General features: G+C 36.8%; 28 protein-coding genes. 20 read left to right on the top strand and 8 right to left on the bottom strand.

Features of this window, described 5'->3' with window-relative positions; genetic code table 11:
• Positions 1-31 precede the first annotated feature (31 nt).
• Positions 32-685, bottom strand: coding sequence for a recombinase family protein (locus tag G9X63_RS05075; protein ID WP_130895642.1), 654 nt, complete (start codon positions 683-685; stop codon positions 32-34).
• A 244-nt stretch (positions 686-929) separates the two neighbouring features.
• Here G9X63_RS05075 and G9X63_RS11115 point away from each other — a divergent pair, with 244 nt between their 5' ends.
• Complete coding sequence (locus tag G9X63_RS11115) at positions 930-1055, top strand: type I restriction enzyme endonuclease domain-containing protein (protein ID WP_223130146.1); 126 nt, start codon at positions 930-932, stop codon at positions 1053-1055.
• Positions 1056-1079: 24 nt separating this feature from the next.
• A complete protein-coding gene (locus G9X63_RS11110; RefSeq protein WP_338078491.1) occupies positions 1080-1343 on the top strand; it encodes a DNA/RNA non-specific endonuclease in 264 nt (87 codons plus the stop codon).
• A 47-nt stretch (positions 1344-1390) separates the two neighbouring features.
• Here the strand turns inward: G9X63_RS11110 and G9X63_RS05070 are convergent, their stop codons facing one another.
• Both G9X63_RS05070 and G9X63_RS05065 read right to left on the bottom strand, forming a co-directional pair.
• A complete protein-coding gene (locus G9X63_RS05070) occupies positions 1391-1786 on the bottom strand; it encodes a hypothetical protein (RefSeq protein ID WP_252624732.1) in 396 nt (131 codons plus the stop codon).
• A gap of 437 nt (positions 1787-2223) precedes the next feature.
• Positions 2224-2904 carry a recombinase family protein gene (locus G9X63_RS05065; RefSeq protein WP_252624731.1) on the bottom strand — a complete coding sequence of 227 codons (681 nt, stop codon included), beginning with the start codon at positions 2902-2904 and terminating at the stop codon, positions 2224-2226.
• Between the two features lie 373 nt (positions 2905-3277).
• On the opposite strand from G9X63_RS05065, the gene G9X63_RS05060 reads away from it, so the two are divergent.
• The 11 genes from G9X63_RS05060 (at position 3278) to G9X63_RS05015 (ending at position 15867) form a co-directional block, all read left to right on the top strand.
• Entirely contained in the window at positions 3278-4390 is a 1113-nt protein-coding gene (locus tag G9X63_RS05060) for a hypothetical protein (RefSeq protein ID WP_252624729.1), read from the top strand.
• A 112-nt stretch (positions 4391-4502) separates the two neighbouring features.
• Positions 4503-5792 (top strand): DNA-methyltransferase, encoded by a 1290-nt coding sequence (locus G9X63_RS05055; RefSeq protein ID WP_252624727.1) that lies wholly within the window; start codon positions 4503-4505, stop codon positions 5790-5792.
• 166 nt (positions 5793-5958) lie between these two features.
• Entirely contained in the window at positions 5959-6285 is a 327-nt protein-coding gene (locus G9X63_RS05050; RefSeq protein WP_252624721.1) for a hypothetical protein, read from the top strand.
• Entirely contained in the window at positions 6239-7879 is a 1641-nt protein-coding gene (locus G9X63_RS05045) for a hypothetical protein (protein WP_252624719.1), read from the top strand. Before G9X63_RS05050 ends, G9X63_RS05045 begins: the two co-directional genes overlap by 47 nt.
• The gene (locus G9X63_RS11105) at positions 7869-8174 is read left to right on the top strand and encodes a helix-turn-helix domain-containing protein (RefSeq protein ID WP_420840746.1); all 306 of its coding nucleotides are present in this window, start codon (positions 7869-7871) and stop codon (positions 8172-8174) included. The genes G9X63_RS05045 and G9X63_RS11105 overlap by 11 nt, the downstream gene beginning before the upstream one ends.
• Positions 8161-9390: a tyrosine-type recombinase/integrase gene (locus tag G9X63_RS05040; protein ID WP_252624717.1), complete on the top strand. Its 1230-nt coding sequence runs from the start codon at positions 8161-8163 to the stop codon at positions 9388-9390. Before G9X63_RS11105 ends, G9X63_RS05040 begins: the two co-directional genes overlap by 14 nt.
• Before the next feature lie 42 nt (positions 9391-9432).
• Positions 9433-11574 (top strand): KAP family P-loop NTPase fold protein, encoded by a 2142-nt coding sequence (locus G9X63_RS05035; RefSeq protein ID WP_252624716.1) that lies wholly within the window; start codon positions 9433-9435, stop codon positions 11572-11574.
• A 342-nt stretch (positions 11575-11916) separates the two neighbouring features.
• Positions 11917-14328: a TonB-dependent receptor gene (locus G9X63_RS05030; RefSeq protein ID WP_252624715.1), complete on the top strand. Its 2412-nt coding sequence runs from the start codon at positions 11917-11919 to the stop codon at positions 14326-14328.
• Between the two features lie 182 nt (positions 14329-14510).
• A complete protein-coding gene (locus tag G9X63_RS05025; RefSeq protein WP_252624713.1) occupies positions 14511-14705 on the top strand; it encodes a hypothetical protein in 195 nt (64 codons plus the stop codon).
• A 36-nt stretch (positions 14706-14741) separates the two neighbouring features.
• Positions 14742-15557 carry a helix-turn-helix domain-containing protein gene (locus tag G9X63_RS05020; protein ID WP_252624711.1) on the top strand — a complete coding sequence of 272 codons (816 nt, stop codon included), beginning with the start codon at positions 14742-14744 and terminating at the stop codon, positions 15555-15557.
• 67 nt (positions 15558-15624) lie between these two features.
• Positions 15625-15867: a hypothetical protein gene (locus G9X63_RS05015; RefSeq protein ID WP_252624709.1), complete on the top strand. Its 243-nt coding sequence runs from the start codon at positions 15625-15627 to the stop codon at positions 15865-15867.
• Positions 15868-15958: 91 nt separating this feature from the next.
• Here the strand turns inward: G9X63_RS05015 and G9X63_RS05010 are convergent, their stop codons facing one another.
• Positions 15959-16570 (bottom strand): beta-class carbonic anhydrase, encoded by a 612-nt coding sequence (locus G9X63_RS05010; protein WP_252624707.1) that lies wholly within the window; start codon positions 16568-16570, stop codon positions 15959-15961.
• Positions 16571-16764: 194 nt separating this feature from the next.
• Between G9X63_RS05010 and G9X63_RS05005 the strand changes: the two genes are divergently transcribed.
• On the top strand, positions 16765-17103 hold the full coding sequence (locus tag G9X63_RS05005) for a carboxymuconolactone decarboxylase family protein (protein WP_252624706.1): 339 nt from the start codon (positions 16765-16767) through the stop codon (positions 17101-17103).
• A 169-nt stretch (positions 17104-17272) separates the two neighbouring features.
• On the opposite strand, the gene G9X63_RS05000 is transcribed toward G9X63_RS05005, so the two are convergent.
• Together G9X63_RS05000 and G9X63_RS04995 are read right to left on the bottom strand one after the other, a co-directional pair.
• Positions 17273-17779 carry a cupin gene (locus G9X63_RS05000; RefSeq protein ID WP_252624705.1) on the bottom strand — a complete coding sequence of 169 codons (507 nt, stop codon included), beginning with the start codon at positions 17777-17779 and terminating at the stop codon, positions 17273-17275.
• 9 nt (positions 17780-17788) lie between these two features.
• A complete protein-coding gene (locus tag G9X63_RS04995; RefSeq protein ID WP_252624704.1) occupies positions 17789-18700 on the bottom strand; it encodes an alpha/beta hydrolase in 912 nt (303 codons plus the stop codon).
• A gap of 201 nt (positions 18701-18901) precedes the next feature.
• On the opposite strand from G9X63_RS04995, the gene G9X63_RS04990 reads away from it, so the two are divergent.
• Positions 18902-19255 (top strand): hypothetical protein, encoded by a 354-nt coding sequence (locus tag G9X63_RS04990; protein WP_252624703.1) that lies wholly within the window; start codon positions 18902-18904, stop codon positions 19253-19255.
• 129 nt (positions 19256-19384) lie between these two features.
• A complete protein-coding gene (locus G9X63_RS04985; RefSeq protein WP_252624702.1) occupies positions 19385-20581 on the top strand; it encodes an FAD-dependent monooxygenase in 1197 nt (398 codons plus the stop codon).
• 343 nt (positions 20582-20924) lie between these two features.
• On the opposite strand, the gene G9X63_RS04980 is transcribed toward G9X63_RS04985, so the two are convergent.
• Positions 20925-21380 carry a helix-turn-helix domain-containing protein gene (locus tag G9X63_RS04980; RefSeq protein WP_252624701.1) on the bottom strand — a complete coding sequence of 152 codons (456 nt, stop codon included), beginning with the start codon at positions 21378-21380 and terminating at the stop codon, positions 20925-20927.
• Between the two features lie 119 nt (positions 21381-21499).
• On the bottom strand, positions 21500-21850 hold the full coding sequence (locus G9X63_RS04975) for a hypothetical protein (RefSeq protein ID WP_223129786.1): 351 nt from the start codon (positions 21848-21850) through the stop codon (positions 21500-21502).
• A 71-nt stretch (positions 21851-21921) separates the two neighbouring features.
• Between G9X63_RS04975 and G9X63_RS04970 the strand changes: the two genes are divergently transcribed.
• From G9X63_RS04970 to G9X63_RS04955, 4 genes are all read left to right on the top strand, one after another.
• Positions 21922-22311: a DUF1398 domain-containing protein gene (locus G9X63_RS04970; RefSeq protein WP_130922393.1), complete on the top strand. Its 390-nt coding sequence runs from the start codon at positions 21922-21924 to the stop codon at positions 22309-22311.
• A 1-nt stretch (position 22312) separates the two neighbouring features.
• A complete protein-coding gene (locus G9X63_RS04965) occupies positions 22313-22687 on the top strand; it encodes a putative quinol monooxygenase (RefSeq protein WP_201738089.1) in 375 nt (124 codons plus the stop codon).
• Between the two features lie 206 nt (positions 22688-22893).
• Positions 22894-23694: a type II toxin-antitoxin system antitoxin SocA domain-containing protein gene (locus G9X63_RS04960; RefSeq protein WP_252624699.1), complete on the top strand. Its 801-nt coding sequence runs from the start codon at positions 22894-22896 to the stop codon at positions 23692-23694.
• Positions 23695-24114: 420 nt separating this feature from the next.
• Positions 24115-24987, top strand: coding sequence for a sugar phosphate isomerase/epimerase family protein (locus G9X63_RS04955; RefSeq protein ID WP_130895660.1), 873 nt, complete (start codon positions 24115-24117; stop codon positions 24985-24987).
• Positions 24988-25060 lie beyond the last annotated feature (73 nt).

Genomic DNA, 25060 nt, shown 5'->3' with positions numbered 1-25060 from the left:
CCGGTATCTTCATTTTTAGATGAGCAACAGTTTAGACCGTCAGGATTCCTCTTTTGATTGCTGTCTTTTTAACTTTCAATATGGTGTTGGTTGATGTATTGTTTGTTAGTCCTGATACTTGGCGGATTGATAACCCTTTTTTCAGATACTTTAGTACCTGTGGGTACTTGCTGAGTAATTCCTCTTCTGTTTGAAACGAACCTACCTTTCTCCCGATAGGATTAGTCTTACGGTACTGCTCAAAACCGGAGCGTAATCGTTGAACAATATTATTTCTCTCCAGTTGGTTTAACGTGTTTATGATTTCCAACATGAACTGGGTCATAGGGTTGATATGGCCTTTATCATCCAAGGTCTCTATGTTAAAGTTCTTGATGAATATAGACACCTTCATAGCATTACATTGATTCAATATCTGTAAGACCTCAAGAGAATTTCTGCCGATACGACTAAGTTCCCAAATTAAGATTTTCTGAACGGGATTGTTTTCTATGTAGGTTAACATGGATTGAAGAACTGGTCTTTCAGATGTCTTCTTGGTGCCGGATATTTTCTCCTCAAATATCTGTAAGACCTGATAGTTCATTCTTTCAGCGTATTCCTTTAATTCTTCTGTTTGACGAAGGGTGTCTTGTATCAATGTACTTACCCTTGAAAAGATGACAACTTTGGTTTTTTGTTTCATTTTATGTTTTTAGCCAAAATTAGAGCAGTATTTTGACCGGTGCGGCATCTTTTTCAAGGTTTTTTTGAGACAGTTTTAAATTGAGACATTTTTATCTCGATTGATGAAGTCATTCAATGCTTGGTATGACATGTTTCGGTATTGGTATTCTTTCTTAGCATACTTCCTGTACTTTTTTGCTTCAGGATGGTCGCAACTAATCAATTCAAGAAATTGGTCTCTGGTTAATTGAGATAAAGATGTGATGAGACCAATTGCTGTAAAGAAGATACTTCGTAAACACGGTTATCCACCTGATATGGAGTTGAAAGCAACCGAGACGGTGATAGAACAGGCAAAGTTGTTGGCAACAGATTATTCAAGTAATTAAGACAAGTGCAATTCATTAAGGTTAATTTTCTATTTCTTTTACTATTATTGGTATCATGTGCTAAAGAAGAACCAATCACACCTGATACCGGAGATTACACCCCGACAACATCCAAAGATTATTGGATTCATTTTATCTAATTCGGGGTCATCTTCACCAGTTAGGAGTTTCGCAGTAACTGTTGATGAGATAGAGAAAAGGACAGGTATCGATTTCTTCCCACAATTGGAAGATGGTGTGGAGAATCAGATTGAAGGAGTTGTTAATTATGGGGGTTGGAACTTGTAACAAGTCAACCGGTATTGATGACTTCCTGTAACTTACATTAAGATGTACTAATCGTCTAAATCATCCACATCGTAGTCCTCAAGATTGAGTTCGAAGTCTTCATCACTTAAATGAATATTCCTTCTAAGTGGACCAATATAGAACATGTTTTCATTAACAAATTCAATGTGTTGATTTTGGATTGATGAAATTATCGATAGATTAAAAATAAGTTCTTTCAACGAGGTACTTGTAATTGCTACCATGTCATTTTCTTCCAGTTTTAGGTCTTCTAATACTTTGTAGAATAACGCTTCATAGAACTTAACCTCCTTTAGAAGTCCAAGGTTTCCAATTGTATGTGAGGCATCAGGGTTAGTAAATGTTATATTCAAGACCTTTAATTTTGACAAATTCTCTCTATCAAAATTGTCTTCTATCTGAGTAAATCCTTGTAATCTCATTTTCGTGTATTCTTTACTTTCAATTCGTTTATTATGTTCTGAGATAACCGCTCAAATTGGGATTCTGATAGAATGATTTTCTTCGAAATAGTCTTAGTCTTGATGGTATTTTTCATAAATGTCCTTTACTATAAATACCGGAAAAAATGCCAAAATTTTTGAAATGAGATTTCACTTTAAAAAGTTTTCTTTAGGATTTTAGAGGATTAAGTTCCCTTTTGGATTAAAATTTCTGGCAGATTTTTATTTCCATTAAGTCATTGAAATGGGTTTTAAAGGTAAAATACCCCTTTAAGCAATTTCGGATACGGGGACTGCCGGCACCACCTCCTGCAGGGAAGAGGGGGCCAAGTTACAACGTCCGATTGCTGGTTCATTTTACCGGGAGTTTATTAATTATACTTGTTCCCCGTAACCTGATTAAATAGAATCTGTTATTAAGTTGTAAGAATTCCCAATTTTAACGCAGTCTTTTTAACCTTCATGATTGTAGTTAATGATTTCTTTTCCGTGAGTCCTGAGATTTGGCGAATACTAAGATTTCGTTTCAGAAGTTTCACCACATCCTTGTGATTAGATAAAAAGTCTTCGTCTGAGACTACCTGTCCTTTTTTTCGTCCTACCTTTCCTCCATTTGCCAAGTAATTTCTGTAACCAGATTGAAACCTAACTTTTGTTGTCTCTGCCTCCATGGTCGCTACACTGGCTAAAATCTGAACCATGAACATTGTCATTGGATTGACACTTTTGTCAGGGTTAAGTGTCTCCAAGTTATAGTTTTGGATATAAAGTGAGACTTTCCTGTCTATGAATGTTTGTATTACTGATAACCCTTGCAATACTGAACGCGAAATTCGCGAGAGCTCACTGGTTAGAACCTTGTCAATTTGAATATGACCATCAATCCCATTATCAATATCATTTAAGAGTTGATTCAGCACCGGTCTATCCTCGTTCTTCTTGAATCCACTGATTTTCTCCTCATAGATGCCGACCAAATTGTAGCCGAGCCTTTTAGCGTATTCTTTTAGTTCATTAGTTTGTCTGTCTGTATTCTGCCTGTCACCTGTTGAGGAGACACGTGAAAAGATTACCACATTTACTTGTTTGCGTTCCATATTATTTCTTTGAATTGATATGGGCTAAAATACAGCGCATTATTGACCTGCCGGAGCAATCTTCAAAGAATTTTATGGAACACTTATTTTATTGGAACGAATCGAAGGAGTTATAATTCCAGGCAATTCAGGAAAAGACTCTTACTTCAGGAGGGGGTCAATATCACACTTAATATTTTACGGCAAATCAGACAGGCCGTTTTTATTAAAATTCTTGATTTTGATAGTGCTGTATAGAACTTGTGGGGATTAATTGATTAAAGTATCGAGAATAATATATCAATAGGTTTTACGACAAAAACACATTACAAAACTGATGGAAGTCTTGCTAATAATATTGTGAAATGCTAACTTATTCAACAAATCTATATCGATGAATATATATATATCTGGAACACCAGGTGTTAGCGCATCAACTATTAATGATACAATTAGATTTTTAAATAAATCTCATGGCCAATTAATATTTATCAAATCAGAAGGGCTGAGTGAAAAACAGTTGAGTAGAGTGTTGAAAACGGAAACGCAAATTGAATCTTTTGATTTCCCTCAATTGGATGACATCGCCGATTTCTATCGAACATTTAAAGAAATTGAAGATGCAGACTTCATAGTATTTCTTTCTGATTATAAACTTGATTACGAAAAATATGATGGGGAAAAGAGGTGGTTTAGTTATTTCTCCAAAAGAAATATTGTGGTTAAAACTTATGGCTGGGAAGGATATACCCTTAATAGAAGTTATTTGGCAATTGCACATCAAATAGTTGAGAATATATTTCAATCATTATCGGGTCTAATTATAAAAGAAAGAGCAGATTTTGATATGTATCACTTTGATAATAATTCAGTGTGCATTAATAATTTCGCCTTATTAGAGGAGCAAATTAAAATTAAATTGTTGTCAGGTATAATTTGCGAAACCTGCATTTCCAAATTTTCAAGTAGAAAGATAGAGAACAAATATTATTACCAACAGATTGATGATATTCTTGAAAGGGTAAGAAGGGAATTGAAAATTAAGGTTCGAATAGAACCAGTTTTTGAGGACGTCAATGTTCATGAAGATGGCTCCATTGAAATTGGAGGTCATAAAGTTGTATTTGAAAAGAAATACCTCCATTATCTGTATTTATTTTTTCTAGTAAACAATGGGAATTCATTTACTGAAAAAAATATCTTTCAATTAGATGACTATGGAAATAACACGCTAATAAGTCTAATAAAATCATACAATATAATTTATGGCCATGGTTATACTCCGCCGAATCTCAATAATATACCTAAATTGATTCAAAAGAGAATTAAAAGTGTAGGTGTTGGCAGCTCTACATTTAATAGTTATCGTTCTGAGATATGTAAGTTGGTGCCAGAGCAATATGGTATTTCTACTTTATCAAATGGGAACAAGAAATTTAAATTTTCGGTCAATATACCCCCTGAAAAACTTCACCTTCCAAATTCATTTTTAGGCTTTAGGAGGTAGTTTTTGAAAATATTTTAATAAAGTCAGCGCTGACTTTTAGAGTCAGCACTGACAATTAAAAAACTTTCATAACATTATTTTTCCTGAAATTTCAAGGTGTAAAATTTGGGTCATGCAAACGAAATCGTATGCCCAACAACAAGCGGAATTACCCCTTGAAGTTGTTTCGAACTCACAAGGTGAGATGGTCGAAAAAAAGTGTTTCTCAGAAATTTCAATTTCTGGATTAGTGTTGGAGGACTTAAGTCCTGTGCTTCAGTCGAGAGTAGAATCGACGGAAGATTTAGTAATGTTGTTAACCATTATTTCTTTTGAAAAGGACGGTGGAGAAGAGGCTCGAAATCTCAAGTTAGTTAAGACCATCTCCAATGGTAAGATGACAATTGAGAGAGGATTTAAATTAATGGAATCCTATAGAGTAGCCAAGAAAACACAAGGTCAAAATTCATTGACTGAGGCGTTCGACCATGTTAGCCATTTTGGTAAGGGATATGCAATCTATAATAAGGATAGCAGAAGTCTTAAAGAGATTGCTGACAAGTCGGTGCAATCTGCAGTGTTATCCCCTCCGTATGGCTTAGGTCAACGAATCTATCCAACTGGAGTTATGATTGCAGACCAATTAGGTTCAGAATCCTCATCAGATGGTTATGTAGAAAACTCTGTGGCTGAGTATTACGCCGAAATCTACCGCGTGCTTAAGGACGAAGGAAGTCTTTTCATTAATATTGCGGATACCTACAAAGGCGTAAGTTGCTTGGTAACACACAAATTGGTGATTGCAATGGTAGAAGCCGGTTGGCATTTAGTTGGAGACTGGACTTGGAAGAAGACTAACCCGAAACCTGTTGGAAAAATTAAGCGTCTTCAACCCACTACTGAGCGTATTTTTCACTTTGTAAAGGACCCGAAAAACTATTACTTTAGAGAGTTCACCCATTGGAAGCAAGGAGAATTATTTGGTATTCAACGTGGATGTAATGATGCAAAGTCTGGTGATAAAAAGGACAAAGTAAAATGGTCATTGAAAAAGCCTATTAAACGCTTCAAAGACTTTCTTGATGAACAAGATGTTCAAGGAGTAATTGAGGGCGCAGCATTCAATTGGGCTGAGTTACGCAAAATTGACCCAAATTTTAATCACTTGGCTCCTTTTCCAGCCTACTTGCCAATTTTACCCATCTTAATGACATCAAAGATTGGAGATACTGTACTTGATATTTTCTCGGGTACGGCAACTACGGCAGAAGTTGCATTACAGTTAGGGCGTAATGCAATTGGATACGATACAGACCCTGTCTCAATTGAGTTTTCTAAAAAGCGATTGGACCTTGTAGAATTAAACCTACCAACAGAGGCAGAAATATCAGAATTCGAAAATCAGTATATGGCAGCGGCATAATCAATTCACCCCTCATCGCAAAATCAAAGTGATGTAGCCAAAACTCCATTTTCTTGGCCTTAATATCCCCATAATTTATGGGTAAGGGATTCTTTGTCTCAATGGATTTTGGATTATGTCATCTTGATTATTACTGAGGGTTTTTAAAAATTAAATTTTATAAACGATGGCAGAGTCTAAAAAAATTATTGTAGAATTTTATTATGAAGTACGTGGGTTTCAAACATTCGAAGTTCCAACTGATTACGAAGTATCAGAGGTTAATCCAAATGATGCATACGATACATTGCTTTACCAATTTGGATTGGAAGAAGAATGTATTAAGTGCAATCCAATTGATGTAAATCAGTACGGAGGAGGAAAAGGTATGTTCAAAGGATTTGGTGACATCATCGAGGTTGACGAAGAAGTAAATGTTGTTGATTTTGAATTCAACCAAATCTTCTTTGAAGAAGAAGGAATTTCCAGTGAATCGAAGGATGATGAAAAGTAAAACATTAACAATTATCATACCTACTTCTGTGGATGTAAAAGCTATGGTGGCGGGACTTAATGTCTCGCCAACCAAAGCGAAGGGACTTGAAATGCGAATCAATTATTTTCTATCACAGGTGATGACCACCAACGAAAATTGGAAGCTAAACAAGAGTAATAACTTTTACCGTAATATCTGTTCAAAGACCATAAAACTAATTATTGGGGACGACTATTATGGTATAATGGAATTACTTACGGGTGGAGAAGACCCAGTAGTAGAGTCAGATGAATCGTACTCCAACTTTTTAACTTATGACCAATACTGCAAGGGTTACAGGTTAACAGCCAAATACAATACAGGTGAATACGCTTATCGTGAATTGCCTAACAAATTCTCATCAAAGGTGTTAAAGTACCTACCTGAAGATGCGGAAACTGTAAGAATGACTGAACGGTACTCCTTCCTTTTGGTACAGTATCAGAAACATCCATTAACAGTTAATTCTTCCATCTACACATACCTATCCAACTTTGGACGTCAACTATTGGAACGAGTGGAAGATGATAACCAGCACCAAAAGAACATGATTTACAACCTCATCGGACGTTGGTTATACTACGTTGAAAAGATTGAAAATGGCGAACTTAAGCCAATGGTAGCCGGTACTAACCATAGGTTGAATTCTGTGTTCACTAACCTACCTAAAAGGTTAAGAGGATTTATTGAATGTGAGGGTAAACCACTATATTCTGTTGACTTAAGTGCCAGTCAACCTTACATCTTAAGTAAGGTGATAGATAGTAGATTCTTTCATGATACTAGTAAAGGATTTAATCTATTCTCTATCTATAAGGAGGTATATAATCATCTTATAGATAATGGGTATCTAATATCTGTTCCTCCTTATCCTAATTCAGGTATGTATCCCTTTATGTGGAGTGTTTTTTTCACCCCTAAAGAATTGAATTCTATCTTAGAATACCAACAGATTCCGTTCCTAAACGACTACTACAGGTATGTGATTTCCAAGGGATATAATTACCAGTTAACGGAACAGGAACTACTTGACAAACGAACGGAATTCAAAAAGTCAACAATGTATATCCTGTTTGATGACAATAAGGGACACCGGTTGGTTAACCAACAAGTCCGATTGTTCAAATATGTTTACCCTGGTGTGAACAAGTGGTTGGAGTTATCACACAAAGTGATTGGAAAAAGGGAATTCTCCCTTGTCATGCAACGGTGCGAAAGCTGGTTACTTCTAAACAAAGTATGTAGGGAATTTTTGAATCAACATCCTAACATTCCACTGTTCACAATCCACGATGGATTGTACACCTATTGGGAATACACGAAAGACCTTACCAGGTTAATTCTAACCCTTTGTAGTGAATTCGTTGGTGTGGAACCTGGTTTGAAAATTGAACCTCCCAGCTTGGAGATTTACCCACGCCAGCAAGATGTCGATGAAGAATGGGTTGAGTTCAAACCCATCAATTCACAGGACAGATTCGAAAAAATTAGGGGCGGGGTATTTTCCTCTAATATAGCGAGGGGCAAAATTTATTTATCAAAATCATATAATCAATTATTAAATGCGGCGTAATCCATGCTTGTATTCTACATTTGGCGCCGTTTTTCAACAAACTATCATGAGAGACTTCGTTTATATCTACACTAAGTACCTAACCGTTAAGATGACATGTGATTATCTTAATATATCCCGTTCCACATTGGGGGAATGGATGAAGAATGGTAAGATACCATTTTCAAAGATTGGTCGGTCACCTCGATTCGACAGAGATGAACTTGACCAGTGGATTAAATCAGGAGTAAGAACAACTATGGACCTACCTCCATTACCAACATTAAATAGAAAAGTACGTTATGGCAACAATTAATATCCGCTTAGACAAAAGAGGTAATAGACCCGATAAACATGGGAGATTTAACCTTTCGGTTATCGTTCAACACCAAGGCGAAGTCTTGTACCTGAATGTTGATAAGCTGACGGAACAACAGTATAATCATGTTTTTGTCAAGCGGTCGCTAGATGAAAAGAGTAAAGAATATCGCCAACGGTGCGATGAGTTTTTGGAGAAGGCCGAGAAGGTATTCGAAAGAGTAATACTATTTGATAGACAACAATTTCGAGAGGAGTTTTTTAAGGAGGAGGTAATTGAACCGGTCATTAATGTCACACCAACGGAAATGACCTATTTCGAAATGGCGGAATATTTTAGAGAGAATAAGAGGTTAAAACCTGCTTCGAAAAACAGAATGAAGACCGCAAGAAATCAGTTGGAGAAGTTCAAGCCGGGGTTAACCTACAAGGACATTACTGTTAACTTTCTACATGATTTTGAATATGAGGTGTCAAAGCGAGGAGGGTCACCTGCAACCATTTCAGGTTACATGACTGATATTCGTACAGTTATCAACTACCACAGAAACATCACCAAATTCATTCCTCAAGATTATGAGTATCCGTTTGGAGCAGGTGGTTATGGTATCAGAACCTATTTCCCCTCCAAGGTGGTATTAAGAGCGGAGGAAATCCAAGCAATTGCCGAACTTAACGAGTTTGAGACAGAGGAACAGGAATGGGCACGTGATATTTGGTTGTTCTTGTACCGTTGTAATGGAATCAATTTTGTGGACCTTTTAGCAATGAGATGGGACCATATTCAGGGAGGTAGTTTTAGGTTCTACAGAACGAAAACAAAGACTACCAGACGAAGTAATATCAAACCAATTGTAGCTCCAATTACGGATAAACTTCAAGAAGTGTTGGATAAAGTGGGAGTCAAGGATAGTCCATTTATTATCGGGAAGATGAAGGATGGTTATACTGACACTACCTTATCAAACAAGTCTCATAAGCTGTGTGGTGAAATTAATAAGGAGCTGAGGTATGTAACAAAGAAATTGGACTTGTCTTTAAACCTTGTGTTAGATATTGCGAGGGATTCGTACGCTACCACTTTGAATAGGAATGGACGTTCAATAAACCATATTGCAGAACACTTGGGTCATGCAACTACGGTTGTCACGCAACACTATGTCGGTCAGTTAACGGTGGAGCAGTCAAAAGAGATTAATAGTTGTTTGTATTGATTTAAACAATAACTTTAGAGAGATAAAAAATTTCCTAAAGCTATGATTGAAATAGACAAACCAATTATAAAAGAAGCTGATGACCAGTTTTCAAGAGTTGATTATGTTAACTCCATTGCCAATCATATTAAAAACAATAAAACTAAGGATTGTACTATAATTGGTATAAATGGAGCTTGGGGAACGGGGAAAACAAGTATTTTAAACCTCTTAAAAAAAGAATTACAGAAACAATTTTTTTATACCGAGGAATTTAATCCTTGGCGATATAAATCAGAATCTCAAATGCTTATAAAATTGTTTGAGAAGATTCATTTAGGCTCTAAATCAGACAAGAAATTAAAGGATTCAGTAAAAGAATTGGGTAAATGTTTGTTGGAGTATGGAGAGTTTGTAGCAGTACCGGAGATAAAAATCGGACCATTTGGGGTAGATTTTTCAAATGTTGCTAAGGGTATAACCAAAGGTATAGGGAAAAAATTAAGTAAAAGGAAGCATACATTAGAAGACGTTAAGGAGAGAATTAATGTGATTTTAAGCGATTTGGCTTTACCATTAATAATATTTGTTGATGATATTGATAGATTGGATAACACTGAAATAAGGCAACTCTTTAAACTTTTAAAGTTGACCGCTGATTTTAATAATCTAATTTATATTGTTGCATTTGATGATGAAGTCGTTTCTAATGTACTCAATGCCGATTATTTGGGGAGCGGGGATTTAAATGGAGGGAAGGAGTTTTTAGAAAAAATCATAAATATCCCCTTGCCAATTCCTCATTTGAGTAATCATCACAGGCATATGTTTCTTATCAATAGACTTTCAGAATTTTCAAGTAAACTTAAGATAAATCTGTTTGATGATTACGAATTTAATGGAAGACTTCGGGATTGTTCATTCATGTTACTTAAAACGCCAAGAGATGTAAAAAGAGTAATTAATTCCATTTCCTTTTTAAGAGAATGTTTGAAACAGGAGGTATCAATTAATGATTTGATTATTCTTGAAATATTAAGATTATATGCTCCTGAGGTATTTCGTCAAATTATAAAGTTTCAAGATTATTTATTTAATAAAACACTCGAACAGCCATTTAAATTTTTGGATTCCTCAAGTAGTACAACTGAAACCGGCGATTATTTTTTCTCTTTTATAGATACTGTCAGGTACAAGAAAACGGAGATAATTAGTATAATTTCCTATTTATTCCCAAGTAACACACTTTTCGGTTCTCGTCAATTGCTTCTGAGTCAACAAAGAATAAAGAACTTGTCGGCGCAAAATAGAGTAGCATTAAAAACTAATTTTGACCGGTATTTAAAAATTGGATTACTTGAAAACGAGCTTTCAACAGAAGATTTGGATTCCATTATTCATGGAATTGAAACTTCAATATTGGAGAAAAGTTTGATAGAAGTTGAAAAATTAAGCGATGTAAATTTCAATCAAATATTTGAATATCTTAAAATTTCTGAAGATTCAATTTCTGAGGATACCAAGTATAAGCTCTATCAAATTTATTGTATCTCTGATTATTTTAACAGAATTAATGAATTCGACTTTATTTTTGGTATGAGTCCAATTCATCATGTATTTAAAAACCTTGGGTCATTATCTAAACTTGATTCGTTTGTCAAAGAAACAATTGATAATTGTGCTCATCTATTAAGAAAGTTTTACTTAATTGTTCAATTTAAAGAGGCATTGGAGTTAGAACCGAAAAACCAAGAGATTTTAAATTCTGTTGAAAAGGTAGCTTTAGAGGAAATTGAAAATATATTTGATTTAGAAAGGTCTCTAATATTTGAAAACCCTGATGACAACAAATGCCACGATATTATAAATTTAATCTTTCAATATGGGCAGGATAAAATGTTCTGCGAAAGGGTACTTAATTATATTCAAGCAAAAGGAAATGTCTTAAAGGTGGCTCGTTCTATCTTAAATAAGGTAACTAAAATAAGTCATAAACCAGTTGTTTATTATGATGATGAGCTATCCGATTCGTATTTTCTCCGACTTGAAAAAATTATAGATAGAGAGGTATTGGTTGGAAAATTTAACGAATTGAAAGAAATGTATCCGCTTAATTATACATTAACGGATGAGGTTACTAAAATAAATGGGATTATTATTCACAAATATTTAGATTATGTTGAAAGAACACAAATGATAGATTGATTATACGCCAAGAATCACGCCAAGAATGTCGAACAAGTATGGACAAAGTCGGACATTCGTTATAAATCTATTTTTAATTTCGACTAAATGAGGGTTTAAACCCCATATGATAACATTACTTTATGACCCCAAAAAATCTGTTAATCATGGGGTCCCTGGTTCGAGCCCAGGAGAGGGAGCACAAATCAAAAAGAGGTCATTTCGACCTCTTTTTTTGTTTAAAAACCATCATATCTTTCTGTAAAGAGACATTTTTTGTGGTTGCATCTTTTTCAATTTCAATACCTCATTTTTCGTAAAAGAAGTGTGCTTTTGATTAAATTTGTCAAAAAACAAGGGAATATGAAACGATTAAGATTTTTGTTCATTATAATTTTTCAATGTTTGATTTTCTCAATCACAAAAGCTCAGACTAACGTAACCTTATCAGGAATTGTAAAAGACAAAAATAGCAAAGCTAATTTGCCTTATGTAAATGTAGTTTTGAAAACCGAAAAAGACAGTAGTTTTATAAGTGGTACTGTTTCCAACGAAGATGGACGGTTTTCAATATCAAAGATAAAATCAGGCAACTACTATTTAGAAGTTTCCTTTGTAGGCTATAAACCAACAAAAAAGACACTTTTTATAGGGAATTTATCTGAATATCTTGATATTAAAACCATTGAGATAGAAGAAAAATCCACCGAATTACAAGAAGTTTCTGTAATAGGAAAAACAGCCGGAATAAGCGAGGAAATGGATAAAAAAACATTTTCTTTGAAAGGCAATATTAGTCAAAATGGAGGTTCAGTACTTCAAGCAATGCAAAATTTGCCAGGTGTAACTGTACAAGACGGAAAAGTTCAGTTGCGTGGGAATGATAAAGTAACCGTTCTTATTGATGGTAAACAAACAGCATTGACAGGTTTTGGCAACCAAACTGGATTAGATAATATTCCGGCTTCTGCCATTGAAAAAATTGAAATTATCAACAATCCGTCTGCCAAATATGACGCCAACGGGAACGCCGGAATAATTAACATCATTTACAAAAAAAATAAGAAAGAAGGGTTTAATGGTAAAGTAGGTTTTACAACAGGTTTAGGGTCGCTATGGGAGCGAAAGGAAAATTTACCAACGATAAGACCGCAGTACACTTTTACACCAAAAATAAATCCAAGCGTATCGCTGAATTACAAGAAAAATAATATAAATGTATTTTTTCAAGGCGATTATCTTTACACTGAAACGCTTAATAAAAATGAATATGTAACACGAAAATATGATAATGGGGAAGTCAGAAATTCACAACTAAAACGGAATAGAAATACACATTTTACAACACTCAAATCTGGAGTTGATTATGCAATCAATGACCAAAACTCATTGACTATTTCAGGTCTGTTTGGCAGTGAAAAAATTATAGACCGAGGGGACCAACCCTTTTTTAACGGCGATTTTTCAGAACGAAAAAGACTTTGGCAGTTTTTAGAAGATGAATTAAAAACGACCCTAATGGCAACTGCAAATTATCAGCATAAATTTATAGAAGCGGGACATTTACTAAACATTGGTTTCAATTATACATTTCATCGAGAAGATGAAAAATACTTTTATGACAATTATTTGCCAACCTCCACTGGAACGGATGCGTTTAAGTTATTGTCAGATGAGCAGGTGTATGATTTAAATTTTGACTATATAAAACCGCTTAAATACGGACGAATAGAAACAGGCATAAAATTTCGTAATAGAAATATTCCAACCAATATGCAGTTTATTCCAGGGGTAAATTCTATTTTAGACATCAATGCTGGTGGTTGGGCAACTTATAAAGAATTAATACCTGCGGTTTATGGCAACTACATTTTTGAAAACAAACAATGGGAAGCCGAAATAGGATTACGAGTGGAATATGTAAAAATACAGTATGATGTAAATCCTGACCATATCGTTTATAAAAGCGATGGGTATAATTACACCCAGCCTTTCCCAAATTTGCGTTTGGGATACAAATTAGATGAAAACAATAAAATTTCTTTTTTCTACAACCGAAGAGTTGACCGACCTAATGAAGTAGATATTCGAATATTCCCAAAATATGATGACGCAGAAATAATTAAAGTTGGTAATCCTGCATTGCGCCCACAATTTACAAATTCGATAGAATTGGGCTATAAAAAAAGTTGGGGAAAAGGCAGTTTATACAATGCTATTTATCATCGATTTGCTGATGGAACTATCACAAGAATTTCAAGCACCGTTCCACCAAGCAATTTAATTTATGCCGTATTTCAAAACGCAAATAAAAGCTACAATACCGGGGTTGAGATGGTTTTAGAACAAGAAATTTCTAAATTATATTCATTCAATATCAATTTAAATGGATACAGAAATCAGATTGATGCATTTACGGTTGTTAACAAATACCCTTTAACAAATACATTTTCAGCGGACCAACAAGAAATATATTCAGGAAACATAAAAATGAATAACTCGTTTCATTTTCCTAACAATATTGACGCACAAATAACAGCCATATATTTAGCGCCAGATATTATTCCACAAGGCAAAATAAAATCAAGGTTTTCGTTAGACTTCGGATTAAAAAAAGCAATTCAAAAAGGAAAGGGGGAATTGTTTTTTAACGCAACAGACTTGCTAAACACAATGGTAATTAAAAAAGATATCCAAGGTCAAGGATTTTATTATACGAGTGACGACTATTATGAAACCCAAGTAATACGACTCGGATATAGTAATAAATTTTAATGATATGGCAGCCGCCAAAAAAGGAATTTAACGCTTTAATTTCTTGATGGACGGAAGCTCAAGCAATGAAAAAGGCTGCAACATTTCACCTATTAAGGGAGCAAGCCGATCAGAAATGATCGGCTTTTTTGTTGTATTTAGGGTTGTTTGAAGGATTAAAAAAATTCATAGTATATTTGATCATGCTAAAATTAGATCGGACATATAGCACCTCTGGAAACCTTTTTGATCAAAAAGAAGAGGCTACACATTATGTAGGAATGAGCAAGGAAGAAATAGGTAAGGTTTTTGCCTATTTAAACAGTGTTTCTTTTAATTATCCTTTTGGCACCCCCCCTAAAATGGACAAAGCGGTCTTTTCAATGCGCAAGAATTAGTCGCCGAACTAATGATTTAAAAAATCTCTCTTTTTTGTGATAAAGACCATTGAACCCTCTTCTCCCATTCTGAGAAAGTACGTAGAATGCTTCTATTTTTACGAAGGCAAACCGAACTCCTCTTTTAGTTACTTAGCGTTCCCGCATTTTAACACGGGCCTTTCTTTTATGAAGGGGGCCTCGGTTCAAAGGCATGATTGGACTCTTCAAGTATCCGAAAATAGGACGGATAGCGTTCATATTGAAATACTCGGTAAGTATACGACTCCCGTTTTCTTAGAATATAAAGGATATTTAGGAGAGATTTCGGTCATCTTCAAGCCTCTAGGAATAAACCGATTTTTTAAGGACAATTATCTTTCTTTGGCGCCTCATTTTTCACAGGAATTGGTGAATGATGTGTGGAGAAAATTGGGTGAAACTTTATTTTCTGGGGATGATGATATTAGCAAAATAGAATCATTTTTGCTTTCACAATTGGTTGATCATCCTGAGTTTTCTACCGTTGAAATGGCGTTAGAATTGTTAGAAAATAGCGATGAAAAAATGGCGATATCCACCATCGCAAGTAAAGTAGGACTGAACGCTAAGACCTTTCAAAGGTATTTCCAAAAACACATGGGTTGTAGTCCCGTTGAATACCGTAGAATTTTTCGATTTAGAAGCTCTTTAACGAACAAGTTGAATAGTGCTGAATGGAAGAATTTAACAGATATTACTTATGAAGGAGGGTATTATGACCAGTCCTATTTCATTAAAGAGTTTAGAAAAATCACTCATCATAATCCGAAAGACTTTTTCAAATCAACGAGTAAAGTGGACGGCGATAAGATTATTTGGGAAATTAAATAGTGTCCTAAAAGTACAATTTTGATAGAATTCTGGCGCTTAATTTTGGGATAAATTAAACGATAGCTCCATGAAAACATCATTTAACAAGTTCCTCTACATCGGTTTTTTACTATTAGGATTATTTCAAGCACTTTTCTCTAAAGATTATATGCAAGCAGCGGCATCGCTGGGCATAGGTTTAGCATTTGACCCATTCAATCCAGAACAAAAATGGAGTGACAGGCCTACTTGGCAAAAAATGGTCCTCATTGTAAATCTTTCCATTGTATTTGGATTGATATTTATTGAAATCTTCAATCTATTTTTCTAGTTTCTACCATTTCACACGATTAGTTAGCTGGTAGTTTAAAACAAAAAAGAGGTCATAAGTGACCTCCTTTTTGTTAAATTAATTCTATGTGTTAATTGGCTCTACCCACTTTCGTTGCCTCCGGAATTTCTATTAATTTTCCGGATTTAACATCATAAATATAACCGTAAACAGGAATGTACGAAGGCACTAAAGGGTGCGATTTAATTCTTTTCACATCGTCAATAATACTTTCTGTTTGATTACTGATAGTCAAGAAAGATATATGCTTGGCTTCATTTGAGCCACCTTCTTCTGTCACATTTTTCCAACCATTTTCGTCAACCGAAGCTGTTGAAAGACTTTTAGCTAATAAATCACGGATAATTTCGTCCGTAAAATATTCCATTCCGCAATCGGTGTGGTGAATAACAAACCATTCAGCGGTTCCCAATAATTTGTGAGAAATCACTAAAGACCGAATGGCATCATCACTTGCTCTTCCGCCAGCATTTCTGATTACGTGTGCATCACCTTCCGATAAACCCGCGTATTTAGCCGGGTCTAAACGAGCATCCATACAAGTTAATATGGCAAATTTCCGGCTCGGAGGTAAAGCTAGATTGCTTTTTTCACCAAAAGACTCTGCATAAGTAGCATTTGCGTCTATTACTTCCTGATGTACTTTGCTATTTTCTTGTTGTAAAAGTTCTTTATTGTTCATATTTATTTTTTCAAAATTATATCTACTAAACATGAAATAATGACTTTTTGTTTTGGTTCGAATCCAGATCTTAACCTATTGGGTGTTCATATACAGCAAATTCATATAAGTGTAGTAGTGGTTTTTTTTAGAAGATACAATCAAGATTTATTAAACGAAGTGATTACCTTATATTTGTTAAAACGAATTATAAAATGAGCGAAGAAAAGAACGTATCCGCAGCAGAGAAAATGTTAGGTGATTTTGCCCCAAGATTATTGGGCTACACAGACAATGTATTGTTTGGCGATGTGTGGGAGGGCAAGGAACTATCAAGACGCGAAAGGAGCCTGATTACCGTGGCGGCTTTGGTAGCTGGAGAACATTCCAACCAACTCAAATTTCATTTGAATTATGCCAAAGAGCACGGCTTAACGGAAGCGGAGCTCGTGGAAGTTATCACCCACTTAGCTTTCTATGTAGGTTGGCCAAAGGCAATGACGGCTATTATGATTGCGAAGGAGGCGTTTGGGCATGAAAATCAAGGCAGCTAAATTACGTTTTGACTTATCGGGATATTACTTTTTTGGACTAGTCCTTCTGGTTTACTGGGTTTTTGGTCTTCGTATTTTGCCAAATTTTTTAACGGCACAGCTGATTTTTACTTCTATTTTCACTTCCATGCTGGTGTGCTCATTCTACTCATCTTTCGTATCAAATCATTTATTTCCAATACTCAAATACTGGCCCATCATCTCCAAACACAGGATCTTTTTCTGGAAGTGGAATACTAGCGATTTCTGCCAAAATAGATGAACTATCTTCCTTTTTCAAACTAAACTTCAGGTTCCATTCTGCGCCATTCGGATAGCCTCCAACAAATTGATATTCTATCGAATTGTCGACCGAATAGTGCCCAACACCTGCGGGCAAGATGATTACGTCTCCCTTTTCCACGGTAACAATTTCTCCCTTTTCACCACCTAGCTTCAAGCGTGCTTGGCCACTTTTAAGTCCCAAAACTTCATGCGTATTGCTATGAAAATGGTCTTCGGTTAATATGATATCGTGCCAGTTATTCCCCCATCCGTTTTGGCAAAATAATACTTCCCGATCCTTCTGATCAGCGTGCTGAAGGGCATTTTTATAAATTACCACGGGGAGAATGTTGTTCGGAATATCTCCGTCATTCTCGAAAAAGTAGGTGATAATATCTTGTTTGTTCATCATTCTCTGAACCTATTTCGCCGCTAAGAATTTATTCACATCTAACCAGTGCATAAACGCATCAAACCATTTATTACTCGTTCTGTTTGGATTGCCTAAACCAAAACCATGACCCCCGTTTTGGTATAAGTGAAACTCCACCGGTCTGCCCGCTTTGAACCACGATTCAATCACCCCAAACTGGGAGTTAAATAAGAAGTCATCTGAGGCAATCGCATTAAACATAGGAGGTGCGTTCGCAGGCACTTTTACTGGGCCCATTCCGCCGTAAATGGGTCCAATAAAGGCAAGTTTCATCGTTTTCGAATTAAGGGTTGCGTGCATCGTTAAACCAGCGCCAGCAGAAAATCCAATCATGCCAATACGTTGTGTATCCACTCCCCAGGCTGCCGCGTTTTTGATGATCATGGCATAGGCAGCCTCTGCGTCAGTCAACTGGTTCGATAGATCCATTTGAGCCATTGGATTCGTATTCTTTGCCGTGCTGTCTGTCTTTTGTGGTGCCGGACGTGGACGGTTCATCCAAGCCGTAAAGTCGTCTAATTTTTCAGGGGTTGGGAACAAGCGGTATTTTAGGACGAAAGCGGTTATTCCTTTTTTGGCCAAAGCCTCAGCCACTTCCCAGCCCTCATTTCCCATCGAAAGCCAACGGTATCCCCCACCTGGCGCCACAATAACAGCAGCCCCATTTGCCTTGCCCTTTTCAGGGAAGAAAGGCGTTAAAGTAGCTTGGGAAATATTCCGCGCCATCGGATCGCCCCACTGGCGAAACCACGTTTCCGGCGCCGGCTGGTCCTTTACAGAACCAGTATTTAAAGGAATCGCATTAGGCTCTTTAGGTGCTTCTAGCGGATAAATCGTTCCATCTTGCGCGATGGTATTGAATGCCAAACAGGTGAGAATGGCAATAAATAGCTTTTTCATAGGTTTACGAGGTTTAGAATGACAAGATAAATAATATGAGTTATGGATATGTAATGGTTTATCATTTAATTTGACTTATTAATTTCACTTGAATGAAACAATTCTTTACTAAGTATCGAAACCAAGTGATTGTGGGCGTTATAGTCTATCTCTTCTTGATTTTTAGAGATGTAATCAAGTCTGTTTTTTAGTCAATCAATTATGAAAAAAGTAGCCTTTATCCTTAGTCTTTTCTTGATGGTATTTTCTGTAAAAGCCCAGGACAATATTAACATCAATTTCTCCAATGATTACAAAGATGTGTATCATCTCTCGTTAATTATTTATACTCCAGATGGTAAAATACAAACCCGCGTTAGTAATCTAAATCCGGCTGAAACCAAGACTTATTCCTTACCTGCTCGTACAGAGATATTCATCGCAGATTATAAACAAGAAGCTTTTGCGATGAAAGGAAATGATATAAAAGCAACAGGTGTGAAACCTTTTCTTGTGCTGAAAGATTCGGATTCCGAAGTCCTTATTAAGTTAAGCTCTCTTAGGTCCGGATCATAATTTGCTTACATTTGGCCAAGCAATAGCTAACTAAAATATACCGGCACTTTTCCCGAAAGCTCTTGATAAGTGCTGAGCGATATACCTACGCAACGAGCTATTGTTTTTCATCGCAGTGTAAGAATTAATATGAAGGCAAAAAAAATACTCATCTCAGGCGCAAGCATCGCTGGCCCAACCCTCGCTTTTTGGTTATACCGATATGGTTTTGAAGTCACGATTGTAGAGCGCGCGGAATCATTACGTTTAGGGGGGCAAAACGTCGACATCAAGGGAGCCGCCCAAAAAATTGCCCAATGGATGGGCATCGAAGAGGAGATTCGAGCAGCGGATACGGGGGAATTAGGGGTTTTATTTGTTGATAAAAATAATGTCACCAAGGCCGCTTTACCGAAAGGCGAATCCAATTTGGGAACGAGTGAATTAGAAATTCTTCGTGGGGACTTAGTGAAGATTTTATACGAGCATACGAAGGAAAATGTCGAGTATCTTTTTGGCAATCAAATTATCGCGCTCGATGAACATCAAGATGGGGTAAAAGTCACTTTTCAAAACGGTGAAATCCGTGATTTTGATTTAGTTATTTGTGCGGATGGGATTCGTTCGCGGACGCGGAGTTTGATTTTTGGCGATGAGCCTGTCGTAAAACCGGTGGGTCTTTATGTTTCCTATTTTACGATTCCCAGAACAGCTACTGATAGTCGATGGGCTCGCTGGTATAATGCGACTGACGCCCGCGTGATCTTCATGCGCCCTGACAACGAAGGCACCACACGTGCGTCTTTTTCGTTTATGTCGGAACCCAAGGGTTACGAAAAACTGTCACAAGAGGACCAAAAAGCCTTGTTGCAGGAAAAATTTGCGGATGCTGGTTGGGAAGCTAAACGGGTATTAGCGGAATTAGATAACAATGCGGACGTTTATTTTGACGCCATCAGCCAGGTTTTCGCACCCCGTTGGTCCGAAGGCCGTTGTGCCATGACTGGCGACGCTGCCTTTTGTCCCTCCCCATTAACTGGAATGGGCGTTAGTTTGTCGGTGGTGGGTGCGTATATATTAGCGGGGGAATTATCTCGCCATGACGATCATAGCGATGCCTTTGCCGCTTACGACAAAGCGTTCAGGCCTTATGTGACGGAAATCCAAAAGCTTCCTCCGGGTGTTCCTAGGCTAGCTCACCCTAAAACGAAGCTCGGAATATTCTTCTTGAACACGATTCTCAACTTGATTTCGAGTAAGTTCGTGAAAAAAATTGGGCAGCTATTTTCCGATAAGAATAAGTCCTCGACGGACGATACGATTGAGTTGGAGGAGTATGGGAAATAGTGTTTTATAATAATGCATGCAGGTAATCTGCAGTATCTTTTAATCCATTTTTTCGACAAATATTTAATACCTGATATTCGTCTAAATCAGGGAGTTTTAATGTTTTCGTTATAGATTCATAGTCTTGAACCATAGCTCCGGAAATGCCAAATTTACATTTTCAATGCGCTTTAGTATTTCTGCTTCTGAAACATTTTTTCGCCTCATAACATCAGCCCATTCCGTAAAAATATCAGGACTCCATTTTGGAGTATATAATTCATAGTGGGCAAACCATAGGAGGATATCCCGGGTTAAGATCGGATAAATGACATTAGTGTCCAGAAAGCAGGTAAACTTAACGCTATGAATCATAAAGCCCGAGGTCTTCATCCATTTTCATCATGTCGATAATTCGCGCGCGTTGTTTGGAATACATGTGGGCTTTGTATTGCATAATATCTTCGAATTTAATTCGACGATGCTTTCCTACTTTGATAAAAGGAATTTCTCCACTTTCTAGCAATGAAATCAAATGGGGTCTTGAGCATCCCAATAATTCGGATGCAGCCTGTGTAGTCATTTCTGTTGCTATGGGAACGATGGAAATGGGTTTACCTTGACTTGTCGCTTTTAGGATTTTTGCCAATAGCTTTAAGGCCTTTAGCGGAACCCTGATTTTTTCAGAGGTTTCTTCAATTTCAATTTCTGGGTTTGTTGCATGAAGGGATTCCAAAGTCGCAGATAGCGCTTCATAGGATTCTTTCGCAACCCTTTGCTCCTCTTTAGTGGGTCTACTTATTCTTGCTTCGGCTTCCATTTGTTTAAGTTGATTTACGAAATTAAATGAAATAACTGAATTAAACGAAATAAATGAAAATATTTTATTACGTTGGACGATAGATGTCGATTAGTTTGTGAATATGCTATTTCTTTGGACTAGTTTTTATATCCCATCGAAAGCCCTACATCACCCTTCACATCTAGCTTAACGTCCACCGATTTATCAGATGAATTTTCAATTCGAAGAGCGGTATTTTTCCCTACTTTAAGTTTCACATTTGCTGCGGGTTGTAACGTCAAAGGAGAGTGACGTCCCCCATCGATTGGATATTGCCAAACCGTTAATGGAGAAGTCGAAGTATTAGTCACACTCGCAGTAAAACGGCCATGCTTATTATTTCCTAGAATAAACGCATCGTTCGCCTGAATAGTAGTAGTGGAATGAAGCATATTGCAAGCAGAAAGGAAGATTCCGGTTATCAGGATGCTAAAAATGGATTTGATCATTTTAGTTTGTTTAGTAGCTTAACGGCATTTAGGAGGAAAAGTTTTAGCTTTGAGAATTATAAAATGACCTGATGTTTACCCTTGACCAAATAACCTCCGCCCACAGCCTCGTCAAATCAGGGGCCGATTTCCCTCCATATATTCGCGACTTGAAAGCATTAGGTGTCATGAATTACATAGCTTTTGTGGCGGATGGGCACATCGATTATTTTGGCGCGGAAGAGTATCTAGTGCAGGCTACCGGAAAATATGAGGCTTTGTCCAAAGCGAAAACTGTCAACATCCCCTTATTTAAATCAGAGCTAATAGCCCACCAACAAGGCAAAACAGACTACCCCGCTTTCATTCAGATGTGCGCTGAAACGGGCATCGAAAAGTGGGAAGTTAACCTCGAAAAATTAACCTGTACCTATTTCGATATCGCAGGAAATGAAGTAGTAACCGAACAAATCCCCACCTAAAATGAAACAAATTTTCTTCGTTCTATTTCTGCTAATGGCTAGCCAAATCTATGCCCAAGACTCCAATCGCATGCACCGCATTGCGAAAATCAAAGTCGATGCGAAGCAACTTGACGTCTATAAATCGCTTTTAAATGAGCAGATGAATACCGCGATAAAAGTGGAACCAGGTGTTTTATCGTACACTGCAGTGGCGGATAAAAAAGACGCGACGAGCATCATTATTTTCGAAGTTTACGCGAGTGTGGAAGCGTATCAGTCTCATATTTTAACGCCCCATTTTAAGAAATACAAAGACGCGGTAAAGGACATGGTTTTGTCACTAGAACTGATCGATACGGACGTCGTTTGCCTAGCTAAGAAAGAAAATTTCTGATGAAATCATTCAAAGAATCTTTGTCGCAACCAGCACCTGATCCGCAGCTATCTATAGTCTTAAAAAGTCTTTGGTACGATGCCAAAGGAGACTGGGCGAACTTAGTTTCTTATTTTATCGAGAAAGTTTGATTATCAAACAGTTGATAGTTTTATTATCAAACAATTGTTTATCTTTGATTCATCATAGTGCTAAACAATAGCGAAATGTCTGACAAACTCACTAAAAAAGATATCGGTTATAGAGTAACAGAGCTTCGGAAGCGGAAAGGCTTGTCTCAGGATGATTTAGCCAAGAAAGTACATATTTCTAGATCCTCATTGACTCAAATTGAATTAGGGAATAGGGGCGTCGATGTATTAGAATTGCATAAACTTTCGCTTCAACTTGGCTTTTCATTGGATGAATTTTTATCCCCTGATTTTGATTTGAATCCTGATTTTGTGGAAGAAGAAAATGCGCTTTTGGAAAAAAAAGAACGCATTTCCGTACCCAAACTTCACGTAGAAAAATTTATAAATGTGTTACTCTATTTATTAGAGCGTTGCGCTGGAAAGCCCAATGTAGGAGAAACAGTCCTGTATAAACTACTTTATTTTTCGGATTTCAATTATTACGAATTGTATGAGGAGCACTTAACAGGAGCACAATACCGCAAATTACCTTTTGGCCCTGTCCCTCAAAAACTGGATAACCTTATTCAGCAGATGATTGAAAAAAAACAGCTACAGCGCGTTAAATCAGTTTATCGAGGCTTTCCGCAAACCCGTTATTTGCCCTTAGTAAAAGCTGACTTAAAAGTATTGAAAGCAAGTGAAGCTGAAGTTATGGATCGCGTAATCGAGCAAATGAGTGACTGGTCTGCTTCCGCTATAAGCGAGTACTCTCACAAGGATATGCCTTGGTTAGCGTCGAAAGATGGAGATATAATTAATTATGAATTAGCTTTTTATCGGGAAGCTCCCTTTTCTGTTAGAAATTATGGGGAGGAGGCAGAAGCACCATGATTTTTTTAGAATTAGATGAATTCCAGAAGGAGCTAAAATTCTTACAAAAGAAATACCGATCCCTTTTAGGGGATTTGGAAGTACTTAAGCTTGTTTTAGGAGTATTGCCTAATCAGCGCCCACCTTTTAGTTTCGAAATTTCAGATTTAGGTCTTACAACTTGTATTATTAAGGTCAAAAAAATAGCCTGTAAATCGTTAAAAGGTAGAGAGGTTAATTCAGGACTTCGGTTGATTTATGCTCATTTCCCCGAGGAGGACAAAATTGTCTTTGTGGAGCTTTACCACAAGAACACAAAAGAGAATGAAGACCGAGGTCGGATTTTAGCGAATTTCAGTTAAATCGAATCCGGGTTCTATTTTATCAAAAAAATACATTAAATTGTGCCTTTAATGATTTAATCCTACGTTAACTATGAAAATGAAATCAATTGTAGCGGTATTAGCCTTAACGGCGATGACCCTATTCTCGTTCAAAGCATCTGATAAGGAGGTGCAATCTGACAAGCGTTTTGGCGGTTTAGCCTTGTACACGGTTCGTGATGCTATGAAAGATGCACGCGCAACCTTAGAAAAAGTAGCACAAGCAGGTTATGTAAACGTAGAATCTGCGGGTTACAACAATGGTAAATTCTATAATTTGTCTCCAGCGGATTTCAAATCATTGTTAGATGAGATGAAATTAACGCCGATTTCGGCACACCAAGGAACAGTAACGTTTGAAAATATTGATCAACAAATCGCTGATTTAAAAGCGGCAGGTTTCAAGTACTTTGTTGTACCAGTTCCCCCAATGGGCTTGTTTATGTATGACGCAGTAAACAAGAAACTAGCGATGAAAGGTGGCGCTAAGAATTTGGCAGAAATCTTAGACAAATTAGGCGAGAAATGTACGGCAGGCGGTTTGCAATTGTTATACCACAACCATGATTTTGAATTCCAAAAAGATGCGGACGGTATTGTTCCGATCGAGTATTTATTAGAGCATTGCAATCCAAAGAATGTTAACTTCCAAATGGATTTATACTGGGTAACGAAAGCGGGGGCAGATCCGGTGGATTATTTCAAACGCTATCCAGGTCGTTTCAAAATTTGGCACGTAAAGGATATGGACGATCAAGGTCGCTTCGCTCCAGTGGGTAATGGAAAGATTGATTTCAAGCGTATTTTAGACAACAAGAAATTAGCGGGTATGCAATACTATTTCGTAGAGCAAGATGCTTGTTTTAACGAAACGGCTTTAGAGGCGATCGTAATCAGCCACAAGGGTTTAGAGAAAATTGGATTCAAGTAATCTTTGATTTATAGCATAGAAAGAGCCTCGCAATTGCGGGGCTTTTTTTATTTGTTATTTTCAAAATATGTAC

The organism is Aquirufa antheringensis, assembly GCF_023921165.1.
In the GTDB taxonomy this organism is placed as follows: Bacteria; Bacteroidota; Bacteroidia; order Cytophagales; family Spirosomataceae; genus Aquirufa; species Aquirufa antheringensis.
The sequence above is the reverse complement of the archived record's forward strand: the minus strand, read 5'-3'. Positions and strand labels throughout refer to the sequence as shown.